Here is a 22492-nt window from a genome sequence, read left to right as displayed (position 1 = left end):
CGCCATCCCCGATTCATCGGGGGAAAAACGCCGGCGCAAGCCGTCGAAGGCTGGTTTCTCCGCGGATTTTCCCCCGTCGTCAACGGCCCGGTCGGGAAATCCACCGGGCGGGGTGCCAGGCAGGCCGGCGCAGATCCAGAGCCGCGCCGTCCAGCGCCGAGATCTGGCGCGCGACCAGCCGTCCGAGGTCGGCGGCGAGGCCGGCTGGCAGCGCCGAACCCTCGCCAGGGACGGCCTGGAGCCGCGCCACCACGGGCCCGGACTGGAGAACGCTCACGTGGCCGTCGCCCGGGGTGTCGCGGACGACGTGCAGCCGGACCTGTCCCGAGCCCCTCCCGCCGGTACTCGGCCCAGCGCCACCCACCCCGGCCACCGCCGGGTCGTCGCCCCCGCGCGCACGGAGTGGGTCGTCCGTCGCACCTGCGAGCGGCGCGGTGGTCGGCGGTCCGAGCAGCTCCCGGGCGAGCTCGCCTGCCCGGCGCGGGCTCGGCAGCAGCCAGCGCGTGTCGTCGAGCCGGTAGAGCTCCGCGTCGGGCGCGCCCAGCCAGATGGCCTGGCCCTGGTGCACCGTCCGGCCGCCGGACGACGGGGCCGCGGCGTCGGGCGGCCTGATCCGGCACATGCCGGGCGGCAGCGCCGCCGCGTCGAGGAAGGAGGCGAGGAACACCGCACGCAGTCGATCCGCCCGCGTCCGGTCCCCCTCCTCGCCGCCGCCCCCCATCCTGACGAGGGTGTGGGCGCAGGAGACGTCGGGCAATCCCACGAAAACCGGGGGCGGGCGGGGATCTAACGGTTCGGGCGCGGATCGGACGGTTCGGGCGGGAATCGGACGGTTCGAGCGGGGGGAGGTGGCGCTCAGTCGAAGCCGAGCTCGCGGGCCCAGATCGCGGCGGCGGCGCTCGGGGGGATCGTCGGCGGGGCGTCGGGATGACTCGCGATGTACTTGGCCCGCACCGTGCGCAGGTAGTCGGCGACGACGCTGGCCTTGACGTTCATCGCCCGGGCCGCCTCCTTGTGGGACAGCCCCCGGCACCCGACGAGGACCATCACCTCGGCCTCCCGCGGCGAGGGCCGGTGCAGGCGGCGCCGGCGGCGGGCGGCGTCGAAGATCCGGGCGAGGAGGCCGTGCGCGTCGGGCGCCGCGAGCCCCCACTCGGCGCACAGCTCGTCGAGATGATCCCCCTGGGCGAGGCCGCGCAGCAGGTTGCGTTCGTCGGCGCCGATCTCGCCGCGCGACAGCGGCCGCCGCTGCGCGTCCTCCAGCAGGAAGCCGGCGAGGCGGGCGGAGACGTGGTATCCGCCCGCGGCGACGGCGGTCACCGCGGCCACGAACTGCTGCGCCGGCGCCGTCTTGTCGACGAACCCGCGGGCCTGCGCGGCGATCGCGTCGAGCACCTCGTCGGGCGTCGCGACCCCGGACGTCGTCAGGACGGGCAGGCCGCGGGCATAGAGGTCGGCCACGGCCGCAGCGCCGGAGATCCCGGGCAGATGCAGGTCGCAGACGACGACGCCGGGCGCGGCGCTGCGGTCGAACGCCTCCAGGCTCGGGGCCGGCGCGAGAACCGAGAACCCGGCGCCGGCGAAGCGGGCGGCCAGCGACTCGGTGGCGATCGGATGGTCGTCGATGATTGCCACCGAGATCGGCCGGCGCTCGGCGCTCACCGCGGGCCTGTCTGCCCGGGCGCCGAGGACGGCGCGTCGTCACCGGACGGGGAGGAGGACGTCCCACCATCGGGCGAGGAGGACGATGCACCGCCGTCGGGCGAGGAGGGCGGTGCCCCGCCGTCGGGCGCGCGGGATGGTGCGGCGCCGTCGGGTGGCGTGGGCGGGGCCGGCCAGCGCAGCGTCACTTTGACGCCGTCGCCCGGTCGGGCGGTGACGAGCGCCTGCCCGCCGTGCCGGCGCACGGCCTGGTAGCTGCCGCTCATCCCGCCGCCCGGACGGACAGTCGCCGGGTCGAACCCGACGCCCCGGTCGCGGACGACCACGAGAACCGCGTCGGCGTCGCCCTCGACGAACAGGCTGACCTCGTCCACCCCGCCGGCATGCCGCACGACGTTGCGCAGTGCCTCCCGGGTCGCGGCGACCAGCGCCTCGCGCACCGGCGCGGGCGGCTCGCCCTGGATCGCCACGAAGGGGACGAGCGCGAGGCCCTCGTCGGCGAACACGTCGACGACCGCCGACATCATCGCCTCGAGCCCGGTCTCGCCCGGCTCGGACGTCCGGCCGCCGTCGCCGTCGCCGTCGCCGTCGCCGTCGCCGTCGCTGTCGCTGTCGCTGTCGCTGTCGCCGTCGAGGACCCGCGGGTCCAGCCCGCGCGGGTCCATGATGATCCGTCGGGCCCGCTGCGCCCCGCGGCGGGCCTCCCGGACCAACGCGGGCGAGGGCATGCCGCCGCCGGCGACGTGGTCGACGATGGGCAGCAGGTAGTCGTGGATCTCCCGGTGGGTGATCTCGCGCTGGCGCAGGCTCTCGGCCTCCCGTTCCTGCTCCACGGCGAGCCGGCCGGCGACCCTGGCCGCATCCTGGGCGGCCGCGGTCGCCCCGGACAGCGTCCGCAGCTCCCGAGCGATGAGCATCGCGACCACATACCACAGCGCGAAGCCCAGCAGGTCCGAGCCGAGCTTGAGGGAGACGTCCGGCAGCACCGCCAGGCTCCACGCCGTCATCAGGATCACCACCGCGGCCACCGCGAGCAGCCCGAGCCCCAGGCCGAACCCCACGCCGGCCGAGGCCACCAGGCTGAACGGCACCAGCTCGGTCATCAGCTTGTTGCGCTCGTGCGGCTGCGCCGCGCGGGAGCCGACCAGCATCAGCGCCACGCAGAAGGTGACGTCGGTGAGCACCAGCCGCCGGGACAGCCGGTCCGGCCCGTGCCACGCCCGCCAGGCGAACCAGCTCGCCTCGCCGGCGGCGGCGGCCACGATCAGCACGGCGAGCCAGGGGTGACGCAGCCGGTCCCACCCGAACAGCGGGATGACCACGAACGTCGCGCAGGCGGCCCGCGCATACCCGACCATCCGCGACATGCGCTGCTCGGTGCGGTGGACGACGGCCCAGGGCGGACCCGCGGATCCGTCCAACCCGGTCATACGTTGCAACGGTAGTGATCGAGCGGTGGCGCGGCCACCCCCCGCGTCCGATCGGTCGTGTGCGGTGTGCGCCGGGCGTCGCGTGGGCACCGCCACGAGATGGACACCATCTGCCTCATCCCCGCTCCGGGGCCGGGCCAGCGCGCGGAAGGGGGCACGGCGGTCCTGCCGCCGCCCGGCCCTGGCCCGCTTCCGACGCCGCCGGACCCCGTCCCGCCGACCCCCGTCCCCGACCCGGTGCCACCCGGCCCGGGACCGGATCCGGTCCCGCCCGGCCCCGGTCCGGATCCGGTCCCGCCCGGTCCGGGGCCCGATCCCGTTCCGCCGGGCCCCGAGCCGGATCCCGTCCCGCAGCCCGGCCCCCCGTCGGTTCCGCCCCCGATGTGACCACGGGCCGGCTGTCACCGTGGGTCGGTTGCGCCCACGGGCCGGGGATCGGCGCGAAAGCTGGTGGCAGAGCGGGTACACCCAGGTCATGACGCACCGACCCGAGGGCATCCCCGCCCCCAACCTGGCCGACGACGACCTCGTCCGCGAGCTGCGGCACCTGCACCGCACCCGGCACGACGCCTTCATCGCCGGCAGCGAGGACGCGTTCGAGACCCATACGGCACGCATGCTGGAGCTCGAACGCGAGTACCTGCGCCGCTTCCCCCAGGCCGCCAGCCCCGACCCGCGGCGCACCCGGGCCGGCCGGCGCCGCGCGGCCGGCGTCGCGGGCTGAGCCGTCGGCGCGTTGGCTGAGCCGCCGGCGTCGCGGGCTGAGCCGTCGGCGTCGTGGGCTGACCGCGATGCGTCGCGGGGCGGTTCGGTTCGGGCTAGGCGCCGGTCAGCGTGTCGACGTAGATGTCGAACAGGCCGTCCGCGTCCGGGGCGAGGTACGCGTGGCCGCCCGTGGCTCCGGCCAGACGCTGCAGGCTGGCGAGATCCGCGCCGGGATCGCAGGCGATGACGATGAGCTGGACGGGACGGTGCGGATCGGCGGCGGCCCGCAGCGCGGAGATGGCCTGGTCGAGCGTCGGCTCGCGGCTCGTCGCCGCGGGCCGCCCCGACTGCTCGCCGTCGGCGTGATCGTCGCCGCCCGTGCCCGCGTCGCCGTCGGTGAACAGGACGACCTGGTTGAGCCGGTCGGGGGCAAACCTGGCGGTCAGCTCGCGCACGGCCGCGACGGCGGTCGAGTACAGGTCGGTGCTGCCGGTGGGTTTCAGGTCCGCCGGCGCCGAGGTCAGGTCGTCGCGCTGGGTGCCGGCGTGGCCCGCAGCGTCCAGCCGGGCAAGCGGGGCGAGCTCCCGGTGGCCACCTGGCAGTTCGGCGGAGGACTGCCAGAGGCCGACCTCGCTGTCCGGCGCGAACAGCCGCAGGCCGGTCAGCGCCGCGTCCGTGGCCGCCTGGAGGCGCGTGCGACCGGCGTCGCCGGTCTGCGGCAGCGCCATCGAGCCGGACGTGTCGAGCACGGCGAGGGTGGCCCCGCGTTCACGGCTGTGCCGGAAGAAACGGCGCGCGGTTCCGAGCACGCTGTCCGAGGCGTCCGTACTGGCGATTCTCGGCGGGGTGGAGCGCACGCCGTCGGTCGCGTTGAGGGTCGCCGACAGCCCGCCCGGGTCGTCGCGGCCCTCCAGTTCCGCCGGGGTGCGGAAGCCGGCCGCGGTCAGGGCCCGCCGCCCGGCGTCGCCGCGCAGGTAGGCCGCGAAAGCGTCCGCCGCGGCGCGCCTGGGCACCGAATCCGTCGTCCGCTTCAGGACGATGTAGGGCACCGTCGCCGTGAACGCGCCGTCGGCGGGATAGGAGGCGACCAGGGTCGTCGCGGACATGGGTCCTGTCTGGGCCGCCAGCGCCCGGTTGTAGGCGATGACGTCGGACTCCAGGGCGGGGAAGGCGGACGGCGCGCTACCGGCGGCGCCGTTCTCCGTGCCGCCGTCGCGGACCGAGTCGAAGAGCTGGTGGTCGTACTGCGGCAGCCAGTCGATCGAACGTTCCAGGTGCAGCACCGTGGTCTGGGCCGCGCGGTCCTGGTCGAAGGTGCCCGGCGTCATGTCCGCGGGAGCCAACCGCCGCGCCGCGCCGACCGTGCCGATGACCGCCCGCAGCGCCGCCGCCGAGTTCTCGGGGTTGGCCATGGCGAGCCGGAACTCCCCCCAGCGGGGCTCCCCGCGGCCCGGCCAGAAAGCGGTCCCGTCCGCGTCAGCCGCGAGATCGGCCCAGGTCAGGTGATGTTCGGGCCAGCCGAGCCGCTGTGCCATCAGCCGGGGCATCGCGATGACGACGGGAGAGCCGGCGATCGTCGTCGCCCGCGCCGGCAACTGCTGTGCCGCGGTGTTCGACTCCTGCCCCAGCTCCAGCCAGTCCGCCGACTCCGGGATCCACACGTCCGGAACGGTCGAACCGGGCGCGTTTGCCCGCGACAACGCGTCGAGTGCCCGGTCGGATGGCGCGGCGGACACCTCGAAGGCCACGCAGGGCCCGTCCCGGTCGGAGTGCGCCCGGCTGAACTCGGTGGCCAGCCGGCTGATCGGCGCGGTGAGGGTCGGGGCGGTGGTGATCGTCAGCGTGGTCCGGGTGGTGCCGTCGGCACACTCGTCCGGCGAGCCGCCGTGCCAGACGGACGCCGCCGCGAACCCGATGCCGGTGACCGTGAGGCCGCCGAGGACGAGCAGCGCGGCACTGCTGACCGCGCCGAGCCCGACCCCGCGGGCCCGCCAGCCCCGGCGTCGCCCGTCGGCGCCGACCCGTCCGGGCCGCGCGGACCGCCCACGCGGTGACCTGCGGACGCGCCGGTCAGGCCGGCGCGGCCCGGCGCCGCGACTGCCTCCACCTGGGGACCGATGACGGGCGCCGGACACACAGACGTCCTTTCACGGGAGGCGCCGCGCCTGTTTCGAACCCGCCGCCACCACGATGATGTGACTACTTCTCCCGCCGAGCCCACCGCGCAACGGTCGACCGCGCTCCCCGTCGTCCCCCGCCGATTCGGGAATCGGGAGCGTTGTGCCTCGTATCGGTTTTCGTGCCGCCGATACTGCCCAGCCGCGGGCCGGTCGTCAGCTCATCTTGGAATGCCGGGGCTCGGCGTTGTTCCTCCGTTTCTCGCGTCGTTGGCATGGTGTCCTACCAGCCCTGACGTTCGCTCTGCGGCGGACGGCCGCGGCTCATGCGTCGGCGGCGACGAGATCGGCGTAGGCCGGATGGCGTTCGATGAACGCGCGGATGTAGGGGCACTGCGGGACCACGGCGAGGCCCTGCCGGCGAACATCATCCAGCGCCGCGGTGGCGAGAGCGGAGCCCACTCCCTGACCGGAGAACTCCGGACTCACCTCGGTGTGGATGAAGATGATCCGATCCGGCCGCTTCTGGTACTGGACGAAACCGGCGACCTCGCCGGTGGGCGTGAGTGCCTCGTAGCGGAAGCGTTCCGGATTATCGGTGACAGACAGGTCCATGGGGGCATCCTCCTCGATACCGGCGAGGTCGGCAGGGGTGTCGACGTCCGCGGGGGTGCCGAGGCCGTCGCAGGCGACCCGGCCGACGGCGTCGGGATGTGCACGCAGCCAGGCCCGCGCGCCGACCTCCCCGCGGGCGAGGCCGGCGACCTCGGCCCAGACCGCCCGGCGCAGCAGGACGGGATGGCCCGGCCGCCCGCGGTAGGTGGCGGTCAGCGCCGCGCACCGCCGGTATTCGCCAGCCGGCGCGGCGGCGTCGACCAGGCGGCGGACCGCCGCCGCGGTCAGGCCGGGCTGGTCGACCAGCGTCACGACGGCGGCGTGCGCGCCGGTACCGGCGAGGGCTTCGAGCCCGGCCCGCAGAGAGGCACCGATCCCCTCGGCCCAGCCCTCCGCCCGCACCAGGCGCGGACCCACCCACCCGGGCCGCCCCGCCGCCCCGCCGGGAGGCTGCCCGGCCCCGCCGGGAGGCTGCCCGGCCGGGCCGGGAGGGGCGCCCGACCCGCGGTCCGCGGCGGCGAGACCGGCCAGGGCCGCGCCGACCTCGTCCGCGGCGGCGCCGACGACGACCACGACCGGCGCGCACCCGCCGGCGGCAAGCATCCGGACACCCCGCGCGGCGAGGGTCTCACCGCCGAGCTCCACCAGCGCCTTGGCGCGCCCCATCCGCCGCCCCGCCCCGGCCGCCAGCAGCAGGCCGGCGACCGCGGGCGGGCCAGCATCCTCGGCTGGGGTCGCGTCCGGTGCGGCGTCCATCGAGTGCAGGCATACCCCACCGGGTGGGGGACGCCGGTCAGCCGGTGGGACCCAGCACCAGGCGGGGCCGGATCCGGCGCTGGAGGAAATCGAGGATCCGCACGTCGAAGACGGCGTTGTCGTCGCCGGCCACCATGTGGTGCGCCCCGGCGACGTCGCAGTACTCCGCGTGCGGGGCGAGGTCGAGAAACCGGCGGGCGTCGTCCTCGCCGAGCACGTCGGACTGGCCGCCCCGCACGAGCATGGTCGGAATCCGTAGCCTCGTCACGATGGCGGACAGCTCCTCCAGCGGCGTGCGCAGCCGCAGCCGCGGGTCGTGGCCCTCCGGTGGGAAGACGAACGCCGGATCCCAGTGCCAGTACCAGCGTCCGTCGGCGAAGCGGAGATTCTTGCGCAGCCCGGCCGGGTCGCGCGGGCGCTCCCGGTGCGGCAGGTAGGCGGCGACCGCGTCGGCGGCGTCCTCCACGGAGGCGAAGCCGTCCGGCGCGGCCCGCATGAATTCCATGATCCGTCCGGTGCCCCGGGGCTGCAGGAACGGCGACACGTCGACGAGGACCAGACCGCGCGCGACGTCGGGGTCCCGGCCGACGGCGGCGAGGGAGGCGATCCCGCCCAGCGAGGCGCCGATGAGCACCGGCGGCCGGCCGAGGGCGCGGCGCAAAGCGAGCACGTCGTCGGCGAAGGCGTCGAGGGCGTAGTCGCCCTCGGGGGACCAGTCAGAGTCGCCGTGGCCGCGCAGGTCCACCGTGAGGGTGTACCAGCCGTCCGCACCGAGCCGGCGGGCGGTGCGCCGCCAGGAGTGACGGGTCTGGCCGCCACCGTGGAGTAACACCACCGGAGGATCGGTGTCGTCGCCGTAGGCGTCCGCGGCGAGGGTCAGCCCGCCGCTCGGGATGCGCAGGGACGGGCCGGACGTCGCCGCGGCCAGCCGTCCACTGTCGGAGTTCGTAGGCACGTAGGTCAGTATGAGCACACTCTTCGGCCGGGCGCCCCCGTGTCGTACCCGTGCCGCACCCGGCGGTGGGTGCTGGGCGGTGTGCTCAGACCTGGGTCGACTCCGCCGGCTTGCGCTCCGGCCGCCAGGCGGTCACCAGCAGCAGGGCGGCCCCGCCGACGCCGAGCAGGATCGCGATCAGGCCGCCGGCCCAGCCGTCGAGCTCGATGCCGATCGCGTGGTCCAGCGACGCCTTGCCGGGGCCGAGGATGCCGATTGCCGCGCAGACAACCGCGATCATCAGGACGTACTCGTAACCCTGGCCCGGCTTGAAGATGAAGAAGCCGTTGTTGCGGTGCGCCGTGATGCCCGCGACGACCATCGTGCCGATGATGCCGCCGGCGCTGAACGGCGTGAGGAAGCCGAAGACCAGCCCGAATCCCGCGGCGAGCTCGACGAGCCCGGAGGCCCAGGCGTGCACGATGCCCGGACGCAGCCCCATGCTCTGGAACCACCCGGCCGTGCCCTTGATCCCGCCCGGCCCCCAGACGTGGTTGTAGCCATGGGCGACCAGAGTGAGACCCACGATGACCCGGAGCACCAGGGCCGCGGTGTCAGGCGATGTCACGTGTCTCCTCCTTGGGGCGGGCTACCTGGGTGGACGGCGTGGCGTCACACCGCTGCCGCAGCGCAGACAGTATCGGGTCGACGGCGAAGACACGCTAATTGCACTAGGTTCGATCTATTGTCACTCGTTCGGCCAGGGCGGACTGGGTCCGTGGCAGTTCCCCGACGGGCGGGAGCTCTGCGGATGGCCCGGCCGACGGCCGCCGCGATCCCGTGCGTCCGCGGCCGCCGGCGGCTTATCCGGCCCGATCCGTGCCATCGCGTCGGCCCCCTGCCGGTCGCCCGGCCGGACTCCGGGCGCTGGCAGGCCCGCCAGGGCGGTCCGGGGGTGGATCGCGGGGAACCCGGTCGACCCGGACGCCGTCGGTCGAGCCGAGCGCCCCGACGGCCGTGATCGTGCGCCGCCAGGAGGCAGCCAACGGCGCCTGATCCTGCGCGGGCGTGCCGCGGTCGTCCAGTCTGTCCGCGATCGGCCAGGCTGCGGCGCCGGAGGGATCCGCCCAGGTCGGCGTGTAGGTGAGGCCGGCCACCGTCCAGCCCAGGGCCGTGCGCCGGACCTGGATGGAGAGCAGCACGCCGTCGCGGCCCGGCCCGGGCGATCCGCCGGCCGCCGGCCTGTCCGCCGTGGCGCCCGGGCGGCCGCCGGACGCCTGCGCGCCGATCAGGGTGCCCAGGTCGTAGGCGACGTAGCGGCCGGCGATCCGCTCGATCGGCAGCGGGCTCCCGCCGCCGGTGCCGAGGATCAGGTCCACGTCGGACGACGTGAGCAGCGCGCGGGCCAGGTCGCGCTGGTGCGGCGTCACAGCCTGCTGGCCGGGCCGGCCCCAGGCGAGCTGCGCGACGACGAGATCCGCGCCGTCGGAGCGGGCGCGGGCGGCGTCCTGGCCGATCCGCTCGGCGGTGAGAGCGGTCGTGCCGGCGGGGACGAGGTAGGAAAGCAGAGCGATCCGCATTCCCCGGACCGTCTCGGTCCCGATCGGCGCCCGGGCGCCTGCGTCCGCCGGGACGGACGCGACGATGCCCACGCGGTCGAGGGCCGCACTGGTGCGCTGCTGCGCCGCGCTGCCGGGCGGTCCGACGCCGCCCGTGTCGCACCGGTCGAAACCGGCGCCGGCGAGGGCGCCGGCGGCGCCATCCCCGCCGTCGGGCCGGCGATCCGGGGCGTCCCCGGTGCTCGCGGCGTCCCTGGTGCTCGCGGTGCTCGGAGTGCTCGGAGTGCTCGGGGTGCTCGCGGTGCCCGGGGCGTTCGCGGTGCCCGGGGCGTTCGCGGTGGTCGGGGCGTCGGGGGACGCGGGCAGGGGCGCCGCCAGCCGGCAGAGGGCGAGATCGGCCGCGGTGCCATAGCCGCGCAGCGGTATCACGGCCGCCCGCGGGTCGACCGCCCGGGTCAGGTCGATCTCGCCCGCCGCGACGACGGTGATGGCAGTGGCCTCGGGACCGAACGAGGCACTGGCTCCATGCGGCCGAGTCTGACCCGGCCGAACGTCGTGCGGCGAGCCCCCGCCGGTCGGGTCACGATCGGCGGGCAGGTCGGGGCCGGCGGCGTGCGTACCGCCGTCGGGCTCACCGCGGTCGGGACGGCCCGCCGGGATGGAGCTGGCGGGCCTGGCGGCCTCGCGCCCGTGGAGCGGGGACGAGGCGGTGATGCCGACGGTGCCGACCGCGAGACCGGCGAGCCCGACGACAGCGAGTCGCCGAAGTGCGGACTGACCCGGGAGCGGGGCGCCAGTGGAACGGGTACGACGCCGCGCGTCGGGCCGACGGAGTCGCAGCATCGTCCTCGGTGCCGGTCGGATCGAATCGAATCGACGTCCTAGCGTTACCGAATGTAAACGATGGGTGGCGATCTTGCTAGCGCGGGCCGCCCTGGTCGACGATCCGCGTCAGCATGGAGAGCAGCGTGCCCTGTTCCTCCCGGGACAGGGGGGCCAGCAGCTTGTCGTTCATCTGTTCGATGCGGTCTGCCACCTGGCCGTGGGTCGACTCGCCTCGCTTGGTCAGCCGTAGCACGTTGCGGCGGCCGTCACGCGGGTCGCGGACCCGGCGGATGAGACCTCGCTGGACGAGCCTCGCCACCACATCGGCGACCGTGGATCTGTCGAGCGACGCCCGTTCGCCGAGCGTGCGCTGATCGATGTCGGGATCGGCGAGGAGGCTGTTGAGGACCACGAACTGCGGCGGGGTGGTCTCGGTGGAGACGGTTGTCGTCCATAGCTGGTAGGTCACCTGCTGCAGCCGACGAGCGAGCTGGCCTGGATGGCTGGACATGTCCACCACGCCGCTGGTGCTGGGCGGCTCGGCCGGCTGCGGGGACAGGGTGGCCGTCCCGGTGGCGCGTTGCCCGGGTAGGCGCTCGCCGGAATGTTCCAGCACGCCGGTGTCTTCACCGACACCCCTGGGCAACTGGTCGGATCGTGTGCGCGCGTTCAGGGTTCGCTTCCAATCCGGTGTCGAAGTGGGCGGCCGACGAGTTCGCCGCAAAGGTCATCATCGCTCATGCCGACGCTCGTTGTCGCCAGGGTGTGAGAATCGGGTGGCGCTCCGACGTCGAAGCCGTAACTCCTGTGGCATGTAGTGAAATTATAACTACGGATAGCCGGACATCCCGGCACTTGCGTAGTACTCTTGTCACCGCTTTGGGGTAGCCATTCCGGGATGTCGCGATCGTGACAGGGGCACCCGCGACCACCCGGCGCCGCGCGCGAGGTGCATCACAGGGCACAGGCGGGTACGGGCTGCGGTATGGAGGATGCGCCCAGAGGTCTGCGGGAGAGTCTGAAACGGGTTGCCGTGACCCTGAAGGAGGCGGACATCCCGTTCGCCCTCGGGGGGAGCTACGCGTGCTGGGCCCGCGGTGGCCCCGAACCCGTTCACGACGTCGATTTCATGCTGCGGGAAGAGGATGTGCCGCGGGCGGTCGAGGTTCTGGCCGCGACAGGACTGCGTCCGGTGGATCCGCCGGAGGACTGGCTCACCAAGGTGTTCGACGGCGAGGTGCTCGTCGATCTCATCCATCATCCGGTCGGTCGGGCGGTCACCCCGGAGATGCTGGAACGGTCCAGCGAGATGTCGGTGGACTCGGTTCGGATGCCCGTCCTGGACGCCACGGACTGGTTCGAGATGACCCTGCTGGCCCTGGAGGAGCGCTACTGCGATCTGGCCCGGGTCCTGCCGATGATCCGGGCGATGCGCGAGCAGGTCGACTGGGACCAGGTTCGCCGATCCACCGCCGCCTCGCCCTTCGCCGAGGCCGCGTTGCTGGTCGCCGCCCGGCTCAATCTCATTCCGCCGGTCGATGCCGACCAGGTCGCCGCCCGGCCCGGCGAGATTACCGCGTCGGGTGGCGGGATTGCGCTGTCCGGGGCGGCGCAGCGCGGAACGAAAGCCGGCAAGGCGGAGGGCGGCAAGGCGGAAGGAGGCAAGGCGGAAGGACGCGCGCCGGAAGGCATTGGATTGCGGGTCGGCAAGAAAGAAGACGGCCGCGAACCGGAGGGACAGTTGCACCTGGCGGGGGAGTTGGACCTGGCCGAGGCCGACGAATACCTCGCCGGGGAGCTGCACGAACGCCTTGCCGAGGATGCGCGGGTCGCGGAGCTCGGGCTCGAGGTGGTGGTCGCCGACGGGTGCATCCTCGTCGAGGGCGAGGTCGCCACCGATGCCCGTCGCCGGGCGGTCGCGGACGTGCTGGCCGAGGCCGCCCCCGGCCGGCTGGTCCGCAACGAGGTCACGATCACCGGTCGCACCACGGCGGCCGATGAGACTGCGAAGGTGGAGACCATTTCATGATGCGCATCGCCGCGGTCGGCGACATCCACCTGGGAACGGACAGCGGCGGAACCTTCGCGCCGGTCGTCCGTGGCCTCGCCGGGCGCGCCGACGTGCTGCTGCTGGCGGGCGATCTCACCCAGCACGGGCTGCCCGCCGAGGCCGAGGTTGTCGCGGCCGAGGTGGCGGGCGCGCCGCTGCCCGTCATCGCCGTGCTCGGCAACCACGACTATCACAGCAATGCGGAGCGGGAGATCACCGCCATCCTCACCGCGGCCGGCGTGACGGTGCTCGAGGGCACCGGAACGGTGGTGGACATCGACGGTGCGCGGCTCGGGATCGCCGGCGTCAAGGGATTCGGTGGCGGCTTTGCCGGGGCCAGCGGAACCGACTTCGGTGAACCGCTGATGAAGGCCTTCGTCCGGCATACGAGGGAGGTCGCCACTCGGCTCCGGTACGCCTTGGAGGCGCTCGACTGCGATACCCGTGTCGCTTTGACCCATTACGCCCCGATTCCGGACACTCTGATCGGTGAGCGGGCCGAGATCTATCCCTTTCTCGGCAGCTATCACCTCGCCGAGGCGATGGATGCCGGGGGCGCCGCCCTCGCCCTGCACGGACACGCCCATGCGGGCTCGGAACGCGGGTCGACGGCGGGCGGAGTGCCGGTCCGCAATGTTGCCCGGCCCGTGATCGGAAAGCCCTGCGCGCTCTATGCGGTCGACTCCGGGGCGACCGTCGACGGGGCACGGATGGGGGCGCCGTCGCCGTCGCCGTCGGTTGATCTCGCGGCCCCGACGGCGCTGTGACCGCCGTTCGACGGCCCCGTCGACAGCCGGTCCTCCGCCGCCCGATTGTCGGTCCGCCGGCCTGCCGCGACGACCGGAGAGGCGTCGGCGGATCTGAATAGTCAGAGTGGGGGGCTCCCCCATGGCACAGGTGGGGGATGCACTCCCGTGTTGCTCGAGCGGGTGTGGGTGGGGAGCACCCGCCCGAACGGGCCCGCCGCCCGGGCGGCCACCGCCCGCGTGGGCCCCCCGCGCGGACATGGTCCGTCCGGGCGCGTCACCAAGGCCGTCGATGGTCCGATCCGGGGCTTTCTGCCCCTCCCGGGCGTGCCCGGTCGGGCCATCCACTCCCCCGCGCGGGGCAGACCGGCCACCATGGCGAGTCACCGGGCGTCTGACTCGACCGGACCATTTACTGGCCGAACGTATGGCCCGCCCGTGGTGCCCCCGGATCGTCCATACGGGGCATGCGGTGCACTCGCCCGACGGGCCCGGAGCGTCCAGCGCCCGCGGCGGACGTCTCGGGGCCCCGGTGGACGTCACGAGACTCCGGCGTCGGACAGTCGCACCTCGACGTCGCCGTGGGAGACCGCCACCTCCAGGCGGGGCTGCCCGGCGGTCGCGGGGCCGTGCGCGACCGCCCCGTCGGCCAGCCGGAACGTGCTGCCGTGCCAGGGGCAGCGTATGCAGGTGACGCCGTCGTCGATCACGACTCTCCCCTCGTGCAGTGGTCCCGCCAGGTGGCTGCACCGGTCCGCGAGGACGTCGACGTGATCCCCCTGCCGGAGCAGCAACAGCGGCACCTCGCCGAGCAGCCGGACCGCCGGGCGGCCCGGGGCGAGCTCGTCCAGCCGGGCGACCCGGTGCCAGCCGGGCGGCAGCAGGTGGGCGACCTCCTCGGCGTGATTGACCCCCGACGCCTGCCGGTAGGCGAGATGACCTCCTAGATAGGCCGACATTCCCGCGACGGCGAGCCCGGCCAGTCCCAGCCGTCGGCCCAGCCCGTCGTGCCCGCCCCAGCGGGCCAGCAACGACGCGAGGTAGCAGCCGGCCGCCAGGCTGTTGGCGCCGGCATGGGCCACGCCGACACGCAGTTGACGTTGGCGCAGCTCGGAGTAGTCGGCGAGGCCCGCGGCCGCAGCCGCCCCGGCGGCGATCAGGCCCGAGCCGATCAGGACCCGCACCGCCCGTTCGGACCGTTCGTCGCGCCCGCCAAGCAGGTCCACGATCCCCGCGGACAGCCAGGTCCCCAGCGGGAGCTGGGCCAGGGCGGGGTGCAGCGGATGCCCGAGCGGCACCCCGTTGAGGAGGTCGCGCGCAGCACCGGGCCCCAGGCTGTGCCGGACGCGGTCGCGGACCTTCGTTGCCACCGGATCGAGGGCTTCGGCCCGCTCCAGGCGCTCGGCCGGTCCGACGAGGACATCGTGCGGTGTCCGCCTCATGTCTCTGGGTGTTCCCGTCCGGGCTTGCCGGTGAACCGCGCTGCCCGCGGAGGGTTTGTTTCGTGCCTCAGCGTGTACATCCACTGCGCGACGCGGATCCGGCGGGACGAACGGGGTGACCGCCCCTCCCGCGCGCAGTCCGCCGCGCGGGCCGTCGGTTTCTCGACCACCCGTCGCCGTCCGCGATGGCGACGGAGGGAAGGAACGAGACATGGCAGTGGATCGGGGAAGCTCCAAGCACGGTCCGTGGCGGGACGACGCCATGGCGCACGAGGTCTCCGGGTTCGTGCGCAGCGGCCGGGACACCCGGGCGGAGGAGTGGCGGTCCGTCGAACCGACGGACGAGTTGCCCGGCGACGCGCAGTTCCCGGACCCCGCCCAGTCCCGGACCGGGGCGGCAGCCGGCATGACGCTGGCCGACGTCGAGGAGCGGTCCGAGCTTGCCCGCTGGCTCGGCCGGGCGGTCTTTCCCGCCGAGCGGGAGGAGATCATGGATCATCTCCGCCACCAGCACGCCCCGGACCGGGTGATCGAGGAGGTCGCCCCGGCGCCGCCCGGCGTACAGTTCACCTCTGTCGGCGAGCTGTGGCGGATGCTGCGGCAGGGGACCGACGCCCAGTCGCTGCGGCGCTGACGGACCGCGTTCGGCCGGGATTCGGACCGCGGTGCGGGGTACGGGGCTGCGATCCGCTCCGCGCGACAGGCGCGGGTGTCCGCTATCCGACACCGCGGCGCCGTCCGGTGGGAAAACCGTTGAGTGGCAGGGGAATGTGGCGGTCGTCATGAGGACGATTGCATGACGCCGGCACCACCGGGGCACAGAGCAGCCATGGGACGCACCGTGCTGGATCGACGGCCACGCACAGCTACCACCCGCGGCTCCGCAACCCGGGATTCCCGAGGGGTAGCCCGGGACCCGGCGGCATCCCGGGCTCCCTCGCCCGGCTCAACCCGGGCTGCCCGGCCCGTCTCGGCCGGGGCGGCCGCGTCCCGCCCTGCCGCCCCGCCCGCTCCGGCCCGGACCGCTGGGCCCATGTCAACCCGGGCTTCCGGGGGCGCCGGACCGGTCGCGGTGGGTGGTTCGGCCGCTGGCCGGGACCTGAGGTCCCCCGCCGCGCGGGCGGCGCGCCCGGCGTCGGTCCGGGCGGCGGCATCCGCGTCGGCCAGGCCGCCCGCTGCTCGGCGGGGACCGGCGGAGCCGATCAGCCTTGGCCGCCTGATCGGCTGGGGGTTGACCGCGAGCGTCGCGTTCCTGGTGTTCTTCGCACTGTTGGGTGGCTTCGGAGCTCTGGCGTTCGGAGCCCTGGCCGGCCTGTGGGCGCTCGGTGTCGCCTGGATCATGATCTTCGGGCCGCCCACCTTCGACCGGCGTGTCGTGCACACCTACAGCCAGTCGGCGCGGGCCTCGCTGGGCGACGCGGGTTCGGCTGCGCTGACGTTCCTGCGCTCGTCACACCGCTCGCTCGGCTCGTCCGTCCGCTCGGCCCGCAGGCCGGCGCGCCCGCAGCGGGCAGAGCAGTCGACGCCGGCAGGGCAGTCGACGCCGGCAGGGCAGTCGACGCCGGCAGCGGGGGCGGCGCAAGCAGCGAGGCCGACGCCGGCAGCGAAGCCGACGCTGGCAGCGGGGGCGGCGCCGGCGACGAGGCCGACCTCAGCAGGTCAGGCGACGAAGACGGGGCTGGCGACGAAGACGGGGCTGGCGACGCGGACGAGGCTGGCGGTGCGGACGGCCGGAGGATTTGGCGCGGCGAGCGTGTTGCGGGCGACCGGGCGGTGGCCGGCCGATCGTTCGCGGCGGGCCGCCGCCTTGGGCGGGCGGGCCGATCGTCCGGGGGCGTCGGGCTGATCCGCGGCCCCGGACGCGGCGGCGGTGACCGGCCCGGTCCGGCCAGGCTGCGGGCCGGCGCGCGGCCCGTCACCTCACGCGGGTTCCGGACGGTGCCGCGTGACGTGTCACACCCGTGGGTAGGAGTGAGTTCATGGGTACGCGTGGGCGCGGTAACCGTGACCGACAACCCGGATCGGGCGGCCTGTTGCAGACCCTCGTCTCCGGCCTGAACCAGACCGAACGGGACGAGACCCTGCGGCTGCTTCGCCGACGCCTGGTCGAGGACCGGGCGGCGGCGTCAGGCGGCCAGCGCGACCGCCAGGTGGACGTCGGTCCCCGCAGCCGGGCGGCCCGTGGGCCGACGAAGAGCCGCGGCGCAGGCCGCCAGCGGTGAGACGGGGCGGCGTCAGCCGCAGCAACCCCCGCCGCAGCACGCTCCGCCGCCGCCCGTCGGCGCCGCCATGGCCGGGGCGGCCGCGCCGCGGCTGACGGCCACCGCGGAGAAGACCCGCGAGGTCTCGGCGTGCCCGGACGGGCAGCTCACCCCGTCGGTCGGGGTGGAATCGGTGATGCTCCGACGAACCTCGAAGGAGGCGTCGCACACCCGGCAGCGGTAGTCGTAGGCAGGCACGTCATCAGGGTATGCGGCCCGGTCACGTCCGGGTAGCGGTTCGACTGGCGCGGGGAGTGGCCGTTTTCGCCGGATGTGGGGGATGTGGCATGGTGCCTGCCCCGGCGGCAGCGCCGTCGTACCCTGACAGCCATGGAGCCACCGGAGGGTCCGCAGGTGGTCGCCGAGGTCGTCCGGGGGTTGCGCAGCGGCGCGCCGTTCGTCGAGAGCCTGCATCACGGCACCGTCGTGGGTCTCGGCCGCGATGGTGCCGTCGCCCTGCGGGTGGGCGCGCCCGACCGGCCGGTGTTCCCCCGTTCGGCCGCCAAGCCCTTCCAGGCCGCCGCGATGCTGCGGGCCGGTCTCGATGGGGTCTTCCTGAGCCGGGACATCCCGGGCGACCTGCTCGCCGTGGTCGCGAGTTCACATAGTGGCGAGCCGGCCCACCTGGCCCGGGTGCTGGAAATCCTCTCCGTCGCCGGCTTTTCCGCGGACGCCCTGCGCTGCCCCGCCGACCTGCCGCTGGGCACCACCGCAGCCGAGGCTCACCTGCGCGCCGGCGGGCGCGCCGAACCGGTCCTGATGAACTGTTCGGGCAAGCACGCCGGAATGATCGCCTGCTGTGTGGCCGCCGGCTGGCCGGTGCGGAACTACACCGAACCGGACCATCCGTTGCAGCAGGTGATCCGCCGCACGGTCGAGGACCTGACCGGCGAGGAGATCGCCGGCACGACGGTGGACGGCTGCGGCGCGCCGCTGTTCGCGTTCTCGCTCACCGGGCTTGCCCGCGGGCTGCGGGCGATGGTCCAGGCGGCGCCGGGCAGCCCGGAGCGGCGCGTCGTCGACGCCATGCGCGCCCATCCCGAGCTGGTCGGCGGGGTCGGGCGCCCCGACACCGACCTGATGCGTGCGGCGCCGGGCGTGCTGGCGAAGAACGGCGCCGAGGGCGTCACCCTGGTCGCGACGCTCGACGGGCACACCGTCGCCATCAAGATCGCAGACGGGGCCGGGCGGGCGGGCATCCCGGTCGCGCTGGCCGCGCTGAACCGCCTGGGTGCGCTGCCCGGGGTGGACACCCCGGGACATCTCGAGCTGGACATGGCGCAGCTCGCCGTGCTTGGGGCGCCGACGGTGCTCGGCGGCGGGCGTCCCGTCGGCTCCCTGCGGGTGCGCCTGCCCGGCTGACCAGCCTCGGGAGCCGGGCCGCCGACCGGGATCGCGTCTCTGGCCACCCGCCGGCTGCGGCGCCGGCGGAAGAGGGCTTGTGAGCGGCTGCGCTAGCCTCCCCGCCCTGGCCGGTGGTGATGGGTCGGGCCCGGGGGTTGGCGGGGACGGCCCGCGACGGTGACGGCCACCGGCGGGATGATCGCCGCGATCACCATCATGATCATGGCGGCCGGGAGGGAGTAAAGCCGGACCACCGTGCCACCCGCGATGAACAGGGCGAGTGCGATCGACATCATGATCAGGTAGCGCCGCCGCACCACCGGGTCGGCGCCGGGCCGCGGCGCGGGCGGATCGGCTCCCGGCCGCGGCCGGGGCGCTCCAGCAGCCCCCGGACTGCCGCCACTCGGGGCCTGCGGCCCGCCGGGGGTGTACGGCGCGCCTGGGGGATAGGCCCCGGTGCGGGGATACGCCCCGGTGCGGGGATTCGCCCCGGTCTGGGGATTCGACTCGGCGTGGGGATGGGGCCCGGTGTGGGGATGGGGCGGCCCGGGCCGAGGATGGCCCGGTCCGGTGGTGCGCGGCCGGCCCTCGTCGGTGAGCCGTAGGTCGTAGCGGCGGCGCAGGCCGGGGTCGCTGAGGATCCGGTAGGCCACGTTGACCCGGGCGAAGGCCGGCGACGAGCCGCCGGCGTCCGGATGGGTGCGCCGCGCGGCGACCCGGTAGGCGTGGCGGATCTGGTCCGCGGTGGCGCCCGGCGCCAACCCCAGGACCTCGTACAGCGAGGGCTTCGCACCCACGGGCGCCTCCCCGGCCGTCCTCGACCACCCGATCGGGTGGTCCGGCGGCACCGCGTCATGGCGAAAGTTCGGGCACGTGACCAGAATGAGCGCCGAACCGCCCGAAGGCGAGCGCGAGACCGGCAACCCGACCGACGCTCAAAGTAACATTCTACGCACTCTGCGATTTGAGTGATCGTTTCTTGCTCGCGACTAGCCCCCTACGTGCGGGGCCGGTCACGCCCCCGGCTCCAGCCGGTGGCGCGCCGCCAGGGCCGGCGCGGAGCGTGCGCACGGGTAACACGGGATGGGGACATGGCGCAGGTCGCGAAGATCGTCGATGAGGTCGCGTCGCTGGTGGGGGAGCCTGACATCGCGGACCGGCTGACCGTCACCGGGCCAGCAGACGTCCTGCCCAGCCTCTACCGGGTGACGATGGTCGCGACCGCCTCGGTGGCGGCCGCGGCGGTCGGGGCCGGGCGGCTGCTGGCCGCCCGCACCGGCGGCGGCCCCCCGGACATCACCCTCGACACCCGCCACGCCGGTGCCGCCTTCCGCAGCGAGCGCCACCTGCGCATCGACGGGAAGGCGCCGCCCGGCCCGTGGGACCCGATCTCGGGCTACTACCTCACGGCCGACGGCCGCTGGATCCAGCTTCACTGCAACTTCCCGCACCACCGCAACGGGGTGCTGGATCTGCTCGGAGCGCCGAACGACCGCGCCGCCGTCGAGCGGGTGATCCGGCGCGTCGAGGCCGCGCCGCTGGAGCTTGAGCTGCAGGCCATGGGGCTGTGCGCCAGCATGGCGCGCGCGGAGCCGGAGTGGGCCGAGCACCGGCAGGCCGGGGCGGTCGCCGAACTGCCGCTGATCGAGGTGACCCGGCTCGGCGACGCCCCACCGGCGCGGTTCGCGCCGACGGAGACGCCGGCCGCCGGCCTGCGGGTGCTGGACCTGACCCGGGTCATCGCCGGCCCCATCGCCGGGCGCACGCTCGCCGCCTACGGCGCGGACGTGCTGCGGGTCGGCGCCGCCCACCTGCCGGAGGTGCACAGCCTGCTGGTCGACACGGGGTTCGGCAAACGCAATGCGTTCCTCAACCTGCGGGTCGCCGCCGACGCCCGCCGGCTGCGGGAGCTGATCGCGTCCGCGGACGTGGTCCTGCAGGCCTACCGGCCGAGCGCGCTGGACCGGCTCGGGTTCGGCCCGGACGCTGTCGCCCGGATGCGACCGGGCATCGTCTACGCCAGCATCAGCGCCTACGGACGGCAGGGGCCGTGGAGCGGGCTGCGCGGCTTCGACAGCCTGGTCCAGACCGCCTCGGGGATCGTCCTCGCCACGGCCGAGGCGGCCGGCGCGTCAAGCCCGGTGCCGCTGCCGGCGCAGGCACTCGATCACGGCACCGGCTACCTCGCCGCGTTCGGGGTGCTCGACGCGCTCGCCCGGCGGGTGAGCGAGGGCGGGAGCTGGCACGTGCGGGTCTCCCTGGCCCGGACCGGGCGGTGGTTGCAGGATCTCGGCCATCACGACACCCTGGCCCACCCCGACCCGACCGCGGACGACGTCGACGCCTACCGCTCCTGCCTGAGCAGCGAGTTCGGTGAGCTTTCCTACATCCGGCCGGCGGCGACCGTCGCCGGGGTGGCCCCGCGCTGGCTCTCGGCGCCGGCCCCCCTCGGCACCAGCCAGGCGGTGTGGTCGGCACCGCGCTGACCACGGCAGGAGCAGTTTCGGCGCGGCGCTCGCAAGGTTGCGGCACGCGGACGACCCGCGCGGACTGTAAACAGCGAACGCGTCTGGGCACCACTTTTGTGTCAACCAGGTAACAACCTGATATGAGTACTTTCGGTCGATCTGCCCGGGGACTACGTTTCCGCCATCTCGGCGGAGAGTGCGTGCGGGTCGGCCGGATCATCCCGCCGGTCCGGGCGGATTTCCGGGGGGCGGTCGGGGGCGGCGCGGGGGGGCGCGTCATCCTCTAGGCGGTGGCGCGCCGGTTCGACGTCGGTGGCGCCGGGGGTAGCTCGTAGCTGGGTCGGTCGTGGCATCGGGCTTGCGATCGGCGGACCGGAGGAGGAAATGCATGCGTAGGCGCCCGCTCCTGGGAGCGATAGCCATCGCCGCGGCCGTGACGATGACCGCCGCGGCCTGTGGGAGCGACAGTGGCGGTGGTTCTTCCGGGGACGGGAAGAAAACGATCACCATCGGCTTTCAGGGCGTTCTCTCGGGCGACAATCAGCAGCTCGGACTGAACGCCCTTTATGGCGTCCGGACCGCGATCGCGGAGGTGAACGCCGACACGAGCTCGCCGTTCCAGCTCAAGCTCGTCGAGTCCGACGACGGCGGTTCCCCGGACCAGGGTCCGACGGCCGCGCAGAAACTGATCGACGACTCCAAGGTCGTCGCGGTCGTCGGCCCGATGTTCTCCGGCGCCACCAAGGCCAGCGAGCCCGCCTACACCCAGGCCGGCCTGCTGTCGGTCAGCCCGTCCGCGACGAACCCGGCGTTGACGACGCTGGGCTTCAAGACCTTCTACCGGGTCATCGCGCCGGACACGGTGCAGGGTAAGGCCGCCGCCGATTATGTGGCCTCCGTCCTGCAGGCGAAGAAGGTCTATTCGCTGGACGACAAGAGCGAGTACGGCACCGGCCTGTCCGGCGCGCTGGAGCCCGAGCTCACGGCCAAGGGCGTGCAGGTCATCCACGACGGCATCAACCCGACCAAGGACTACACCTCCGAGGCCACGAAGATCATCGCTGCGGCGCCGGACGTCCTGTACTACTCGGGCTACTACGCCGAGCTCGCCCTGCTGTCCAAGGCGCTCAAGGACAAGGGCTTCACCGGCAAGATCGCCAGTGGGGACGGCTCGCTCGACCCGCAGTACGTCGCGCAGGCCGGCGCCGCCGCGGCCGAGGGCACCTACCTCACCTGCCCCTGCGGCGACGCGAACACCGACCCGAAGGCCGCCGCGTTCGTCGCCTCCTTCAAGAAGGTCAACAAGGGCGCGAAGCCCGGGACCTACTCCGGTGAGGCGTACGACGCCACGCTCGCGCTCGCGGACGTCTTCAAGAAGCTCGGCGACGACGTCAGCCGGGAGTCGGTCGCGAAGGCTTTCGGCGACGTGAACTTCCAGGGCATCACGAAGACCGTCGCCTTCGAGTCCACCGGCGAGGTCAAGGGTTCCAACGTGTTCGTCTACCAGGTCAAGAACGGCGCGATCACCGTTCTCGGGAACACCGCGGATCTGATCAAGTCCTGACACCGTTGCGGGCG

21 protein-coding genes are annotated in these 22492 nt (G+C 74.1%); 9 read left to right on the top strand and 12 right to left on the bottom strand.

Features of this window, described 5'->3' with window-relative positions:
- Positions 1-79 precede the first annotated feature (79 nt).
- From AC5R91_RS16990 to AC5R91_RS16980, 3 genes are all read right to left on the bottom strand, one after another.
- The gene (locus AC5R91_RS16990; protein ID WP_495392335.1) at positions 80-763 is read right to left on the bottom strand and encodes a hypothetical protein; all 684 of its coding nucleotides are present in this window, start codon (positions 761-763) and stop codon (positions 80-82) included.
- 92 nt (positions 764-855) lie between these two features.
- A complete protein-coding gene (locus AC5R91_RS16985) occupies positions 856-1662 on the bottom strand; it encodes a response regulator (protein ID WP_495392334.1) in 807 nt (268 codons plus the stop codon).
- Complete coding sequence (locus AC5R91_RS16980) at positions 1659-3092, bottom strand: sensor histidine kinase (protein WP_495392333.1); 1434 nt, start codon at positions 3090-3092, stop codon at positions 1659-1661. The genes AC5R91_RS16985 and AC5R91_RS16980 overlap by 4 nt, the downstream gene beginning before the upstream one ends.
- Before the next feature lie 475 nt (positions 3093-3567).
- Here AC5R91_RS16980 and AC5R91_RS16975 point away from each other — a divergent pair, with 475 nt between their 5' ends.
- Complete coding sequence (locus AC5R91_RS16975) at positions 3568-3816, top strand: DUF6158 family protein (protein WP_011601946.1); 249 nt, start codon at positions 3568-3570, stop codon at positions 3814-3816.
- A 94-nt stretch (positions 3817-3910) separates the two neighbouring features.
- Here the strand turns inward: AC5R91_RS16975 and AC5R91_RS16970 are convergent, their stop codons facing one another.
- From AC5R91_RS16970 to AC5R91_RS16945, 6 genes are all read right to left on the bottom strand, one after another.
- On the bottom strand, positions 3911-5932 hold the full coding sequence (locus AC5R91_RS16970; RefSeq protein WP_495392332.1) for a substrate-binding domain-containing protein: 2022 nt from the start codon (positions 5930-5932) through the stop codon (positions 3911-3913).
- 306 nt (positions 5933-6238) lie between these two features.
- Positions 6239-7285 (bottom strand): GNAT family N-acetyltransferase, encoded by a 1047-nt coding sequence (locus tag AC5R91_RS16965; protein WP_495392331.1) that lies wholly within the window; start codon positions 7283-7285, stop codon positions 6239-6241.
- 37 nt (positions 7286-7322) lie between these two features.
- Positions 7323-8240: an alpha/beta fold hydrolase gene (locus AC5R91_RS16960; protein WP_495392330.1), complete on the bottom strand. Its 918-nt coding sequence runs from the start codon at positions 8238-8240 to the stop codon at positions 7323-7325.
- 85 nt (positions 8241-8325) lie between these two features.
- Complete coding sequence (locus tag AC5R91_RS16955) at positions 8326-8847, bottom strand: DoxX family protein (RefSeq protein ID WP_495392329.1); 522 nt, start codon at positions 8845-8847, stop codon at positions 8326-8328.
- A gap of 235 nt (positions 8848-9082) precedes the next feature.
- A complete protein-coding gene (locus AC5R91_RS16950) occupies positions 9083-10621 on the bottom strand; it encodes a CapA family protein (RefSeq protein WP_495392328.1) in 1539 nt (512 codons plus the stop codon).
- Positions 10622-10697: 76 nt separating this feature from the next.
- Positions 10698-11219, bottom strand: a complete 522-nt coding sequence (locus tag AC5R91_RS16945; RefSeq protein WP_495392327.1) for a MarR family winged helix-turn-helix transcriptional regulator — start codon at positions 11217-11219, stop codon at positions 10698-10700.
- Between the two features lie 417 nt (positions 11220-11636).
- Between AC5R91_RS16945 and AC5R91_RS16940 the strand changes: the two genes are divergently transcribed.
- Positions 11637-12632: a BON domain-containing protein gene (locus tag AC5R91_RS16940; RefSeq protein ID WP_495392326.1), complete on the top strand. Its 996-nt coding sequence runs from the start codon at positions 11637-11639 to the stop codon at positions 12630-12632.
- Entirely contained in the window at positions 12629-13420 is a 792-nt protein-coding gene (locus AC5R91_RS16935; RefSeq protein WP_495392325.1) for a metallophosphoesterase family protein, read from the top strand. The genes AC5R91_RS16940 and AC5R91_RS16935 overlap by 4 nt, the downstream gene beginning before the upstream one ends.
- Positions 13421-13938: 518 nt before the next feature.
- Here AC5R91_RS16935 and AC5R91_RS16930 read toward each other — a convergent pair.
- Positions 13939-14841 (bottom strand): Rieske (2Fe-2S) protein, encoded by a 903-nt coding sequence (locus AC5R91_RS16930; RefSeq protein ID WP_495392324.1) that lies wholly within the window; start codon positions 14839-14841, stop codon positions 13939-13941.
- A 211-nt stretch (positions 14842-15052) separates the two neighbouring features.
- On the opposite strand from AC5R91_RS16930, the gene AC5R91_RS16925 reads away from it, so the two are divergent.
- From AC5R91_RS16925 to AC5R91_RS16915, 3 genes are all read left to right on the top strand, one after another.
- The gene (locus AC5R91_RS16925; RefSeq protein WP_495392323.1) at positions 15053-15475 is read left to right on the top strand and encodes a DUF2795 domain-containing protein; all 423 of its coding nucleotides are present in this window, start codon (positions 15053-15055) and stop codon (positions 15473-15475) included.
- 597 nt (positions 15476-16072) lie between these two features.
- A complete protein-coding gene (locus AC5R91_RS16920; RefSeq protein ID WP_495392322.1) occupies positions 16073-16687 on the top strand; it encodes a hypothetical protein in 615 nt (204 codons plus the stop codon).
- 133 nt (positions 16688-16820) lie between these two features.
- Positions 16821-17063 carry a hypothetical protein gene (locus AC5R91_RS16915; protein ID WP_495392321.1) on the top strand — a complete coding sequence of 81 codons (243 nt, stop codon included), beginning with the start codon at positions 16821-16823 and terminating at the stop codon, positions 17061-17063.
- A gap of 12 nt (positions 17064-17075) precedes the next feature.
- Here AC5R91_RS16915 and AC5R91_RS16910 read toward each other — a convergent pair whose 3' ends face one another.
- On the bottom strand, positions 17076-17300 hold the full coding sequence (locus AC5R91_RS16910) for an FmdB family zinc ribbon protein (RefSeq protein WP_495392320.1): 225 nt from the start codon (positions 17298-17300) through the stop codon (positions 17076-17078).
- A gap of 132 nt (positions 17301-17432) precedes the next feature.
- Between AC5R91_RS16910 and AC5R91_RS16905 the strand changes: the two genes are divergently transcribed.
- On the top strand, positions 17433-18464 hold the full coding sequence (locus tag AC5R91_RS16905) for an asparaginase (protein WP_495392319.1): 1032 nt from the start codon (positions 17433-17435) through the stop codon (positions 18462-18464).
- 92 nt (positions 18465-18556) lie between these two features.
- Here the strand turns inward: AC5R91_RS16905 and AC5R91_RS16900 are convergent, their stop codons facing one another.
- The gene (locus AC5R91_RS16900) at positions 18557-19243 is read right to left on the bottom strand and encodes a DnaJ domain-containing protein (protein ID WP_495392318.1); all 687 of its coding nucleotides are present in this window, start codon (positions 19241-19243) and stop codon (positions 18557-18559) included.
- 294 nt (positions 19244-19537) lie between these two features.
- On the opposite strand from AC5R91_RS16900, the gene AC5R91_RS16895 reads away from it, so the two are divergent.
- Together AC5R91_RS16895 and AC5R91_RS16890 are read left to right on the top strand one after the other, a co-directional pair.
- Positions 19538-20932: a CoA transferase gene (locus AC5R91_RS16895; protein ID WP_495392317.1), complete on the top strand. Its 1395-nt coding sequence runs from the start codon at positions 19538-19540 to the stop codon at positions 20930-20932.
- Between the two features lie 370 nt (positions 20933-21302).
- Positions 21303-22478 (top strand): branched-chain amino acid ABC transporter substrate-binding protein, encoded by a 1176-nt coding sequence (locus AC5R91_RS16890; protein WP_495392316.1) that lies wholly within the window; start codon positions 21303-21305, stop codon positions 22476-22478.
- Positions 22479-22492: the final 14 nt, after the last annotated feature.

Source organism: Frankia sp. BMG5.60 (genome assembly GCF_059428125.1).
The sequence above is the reverse complement of the archived record's forward strand: the minus strand, read 5'-3'. Positions and strand labels throughout refer to the sequence as shown.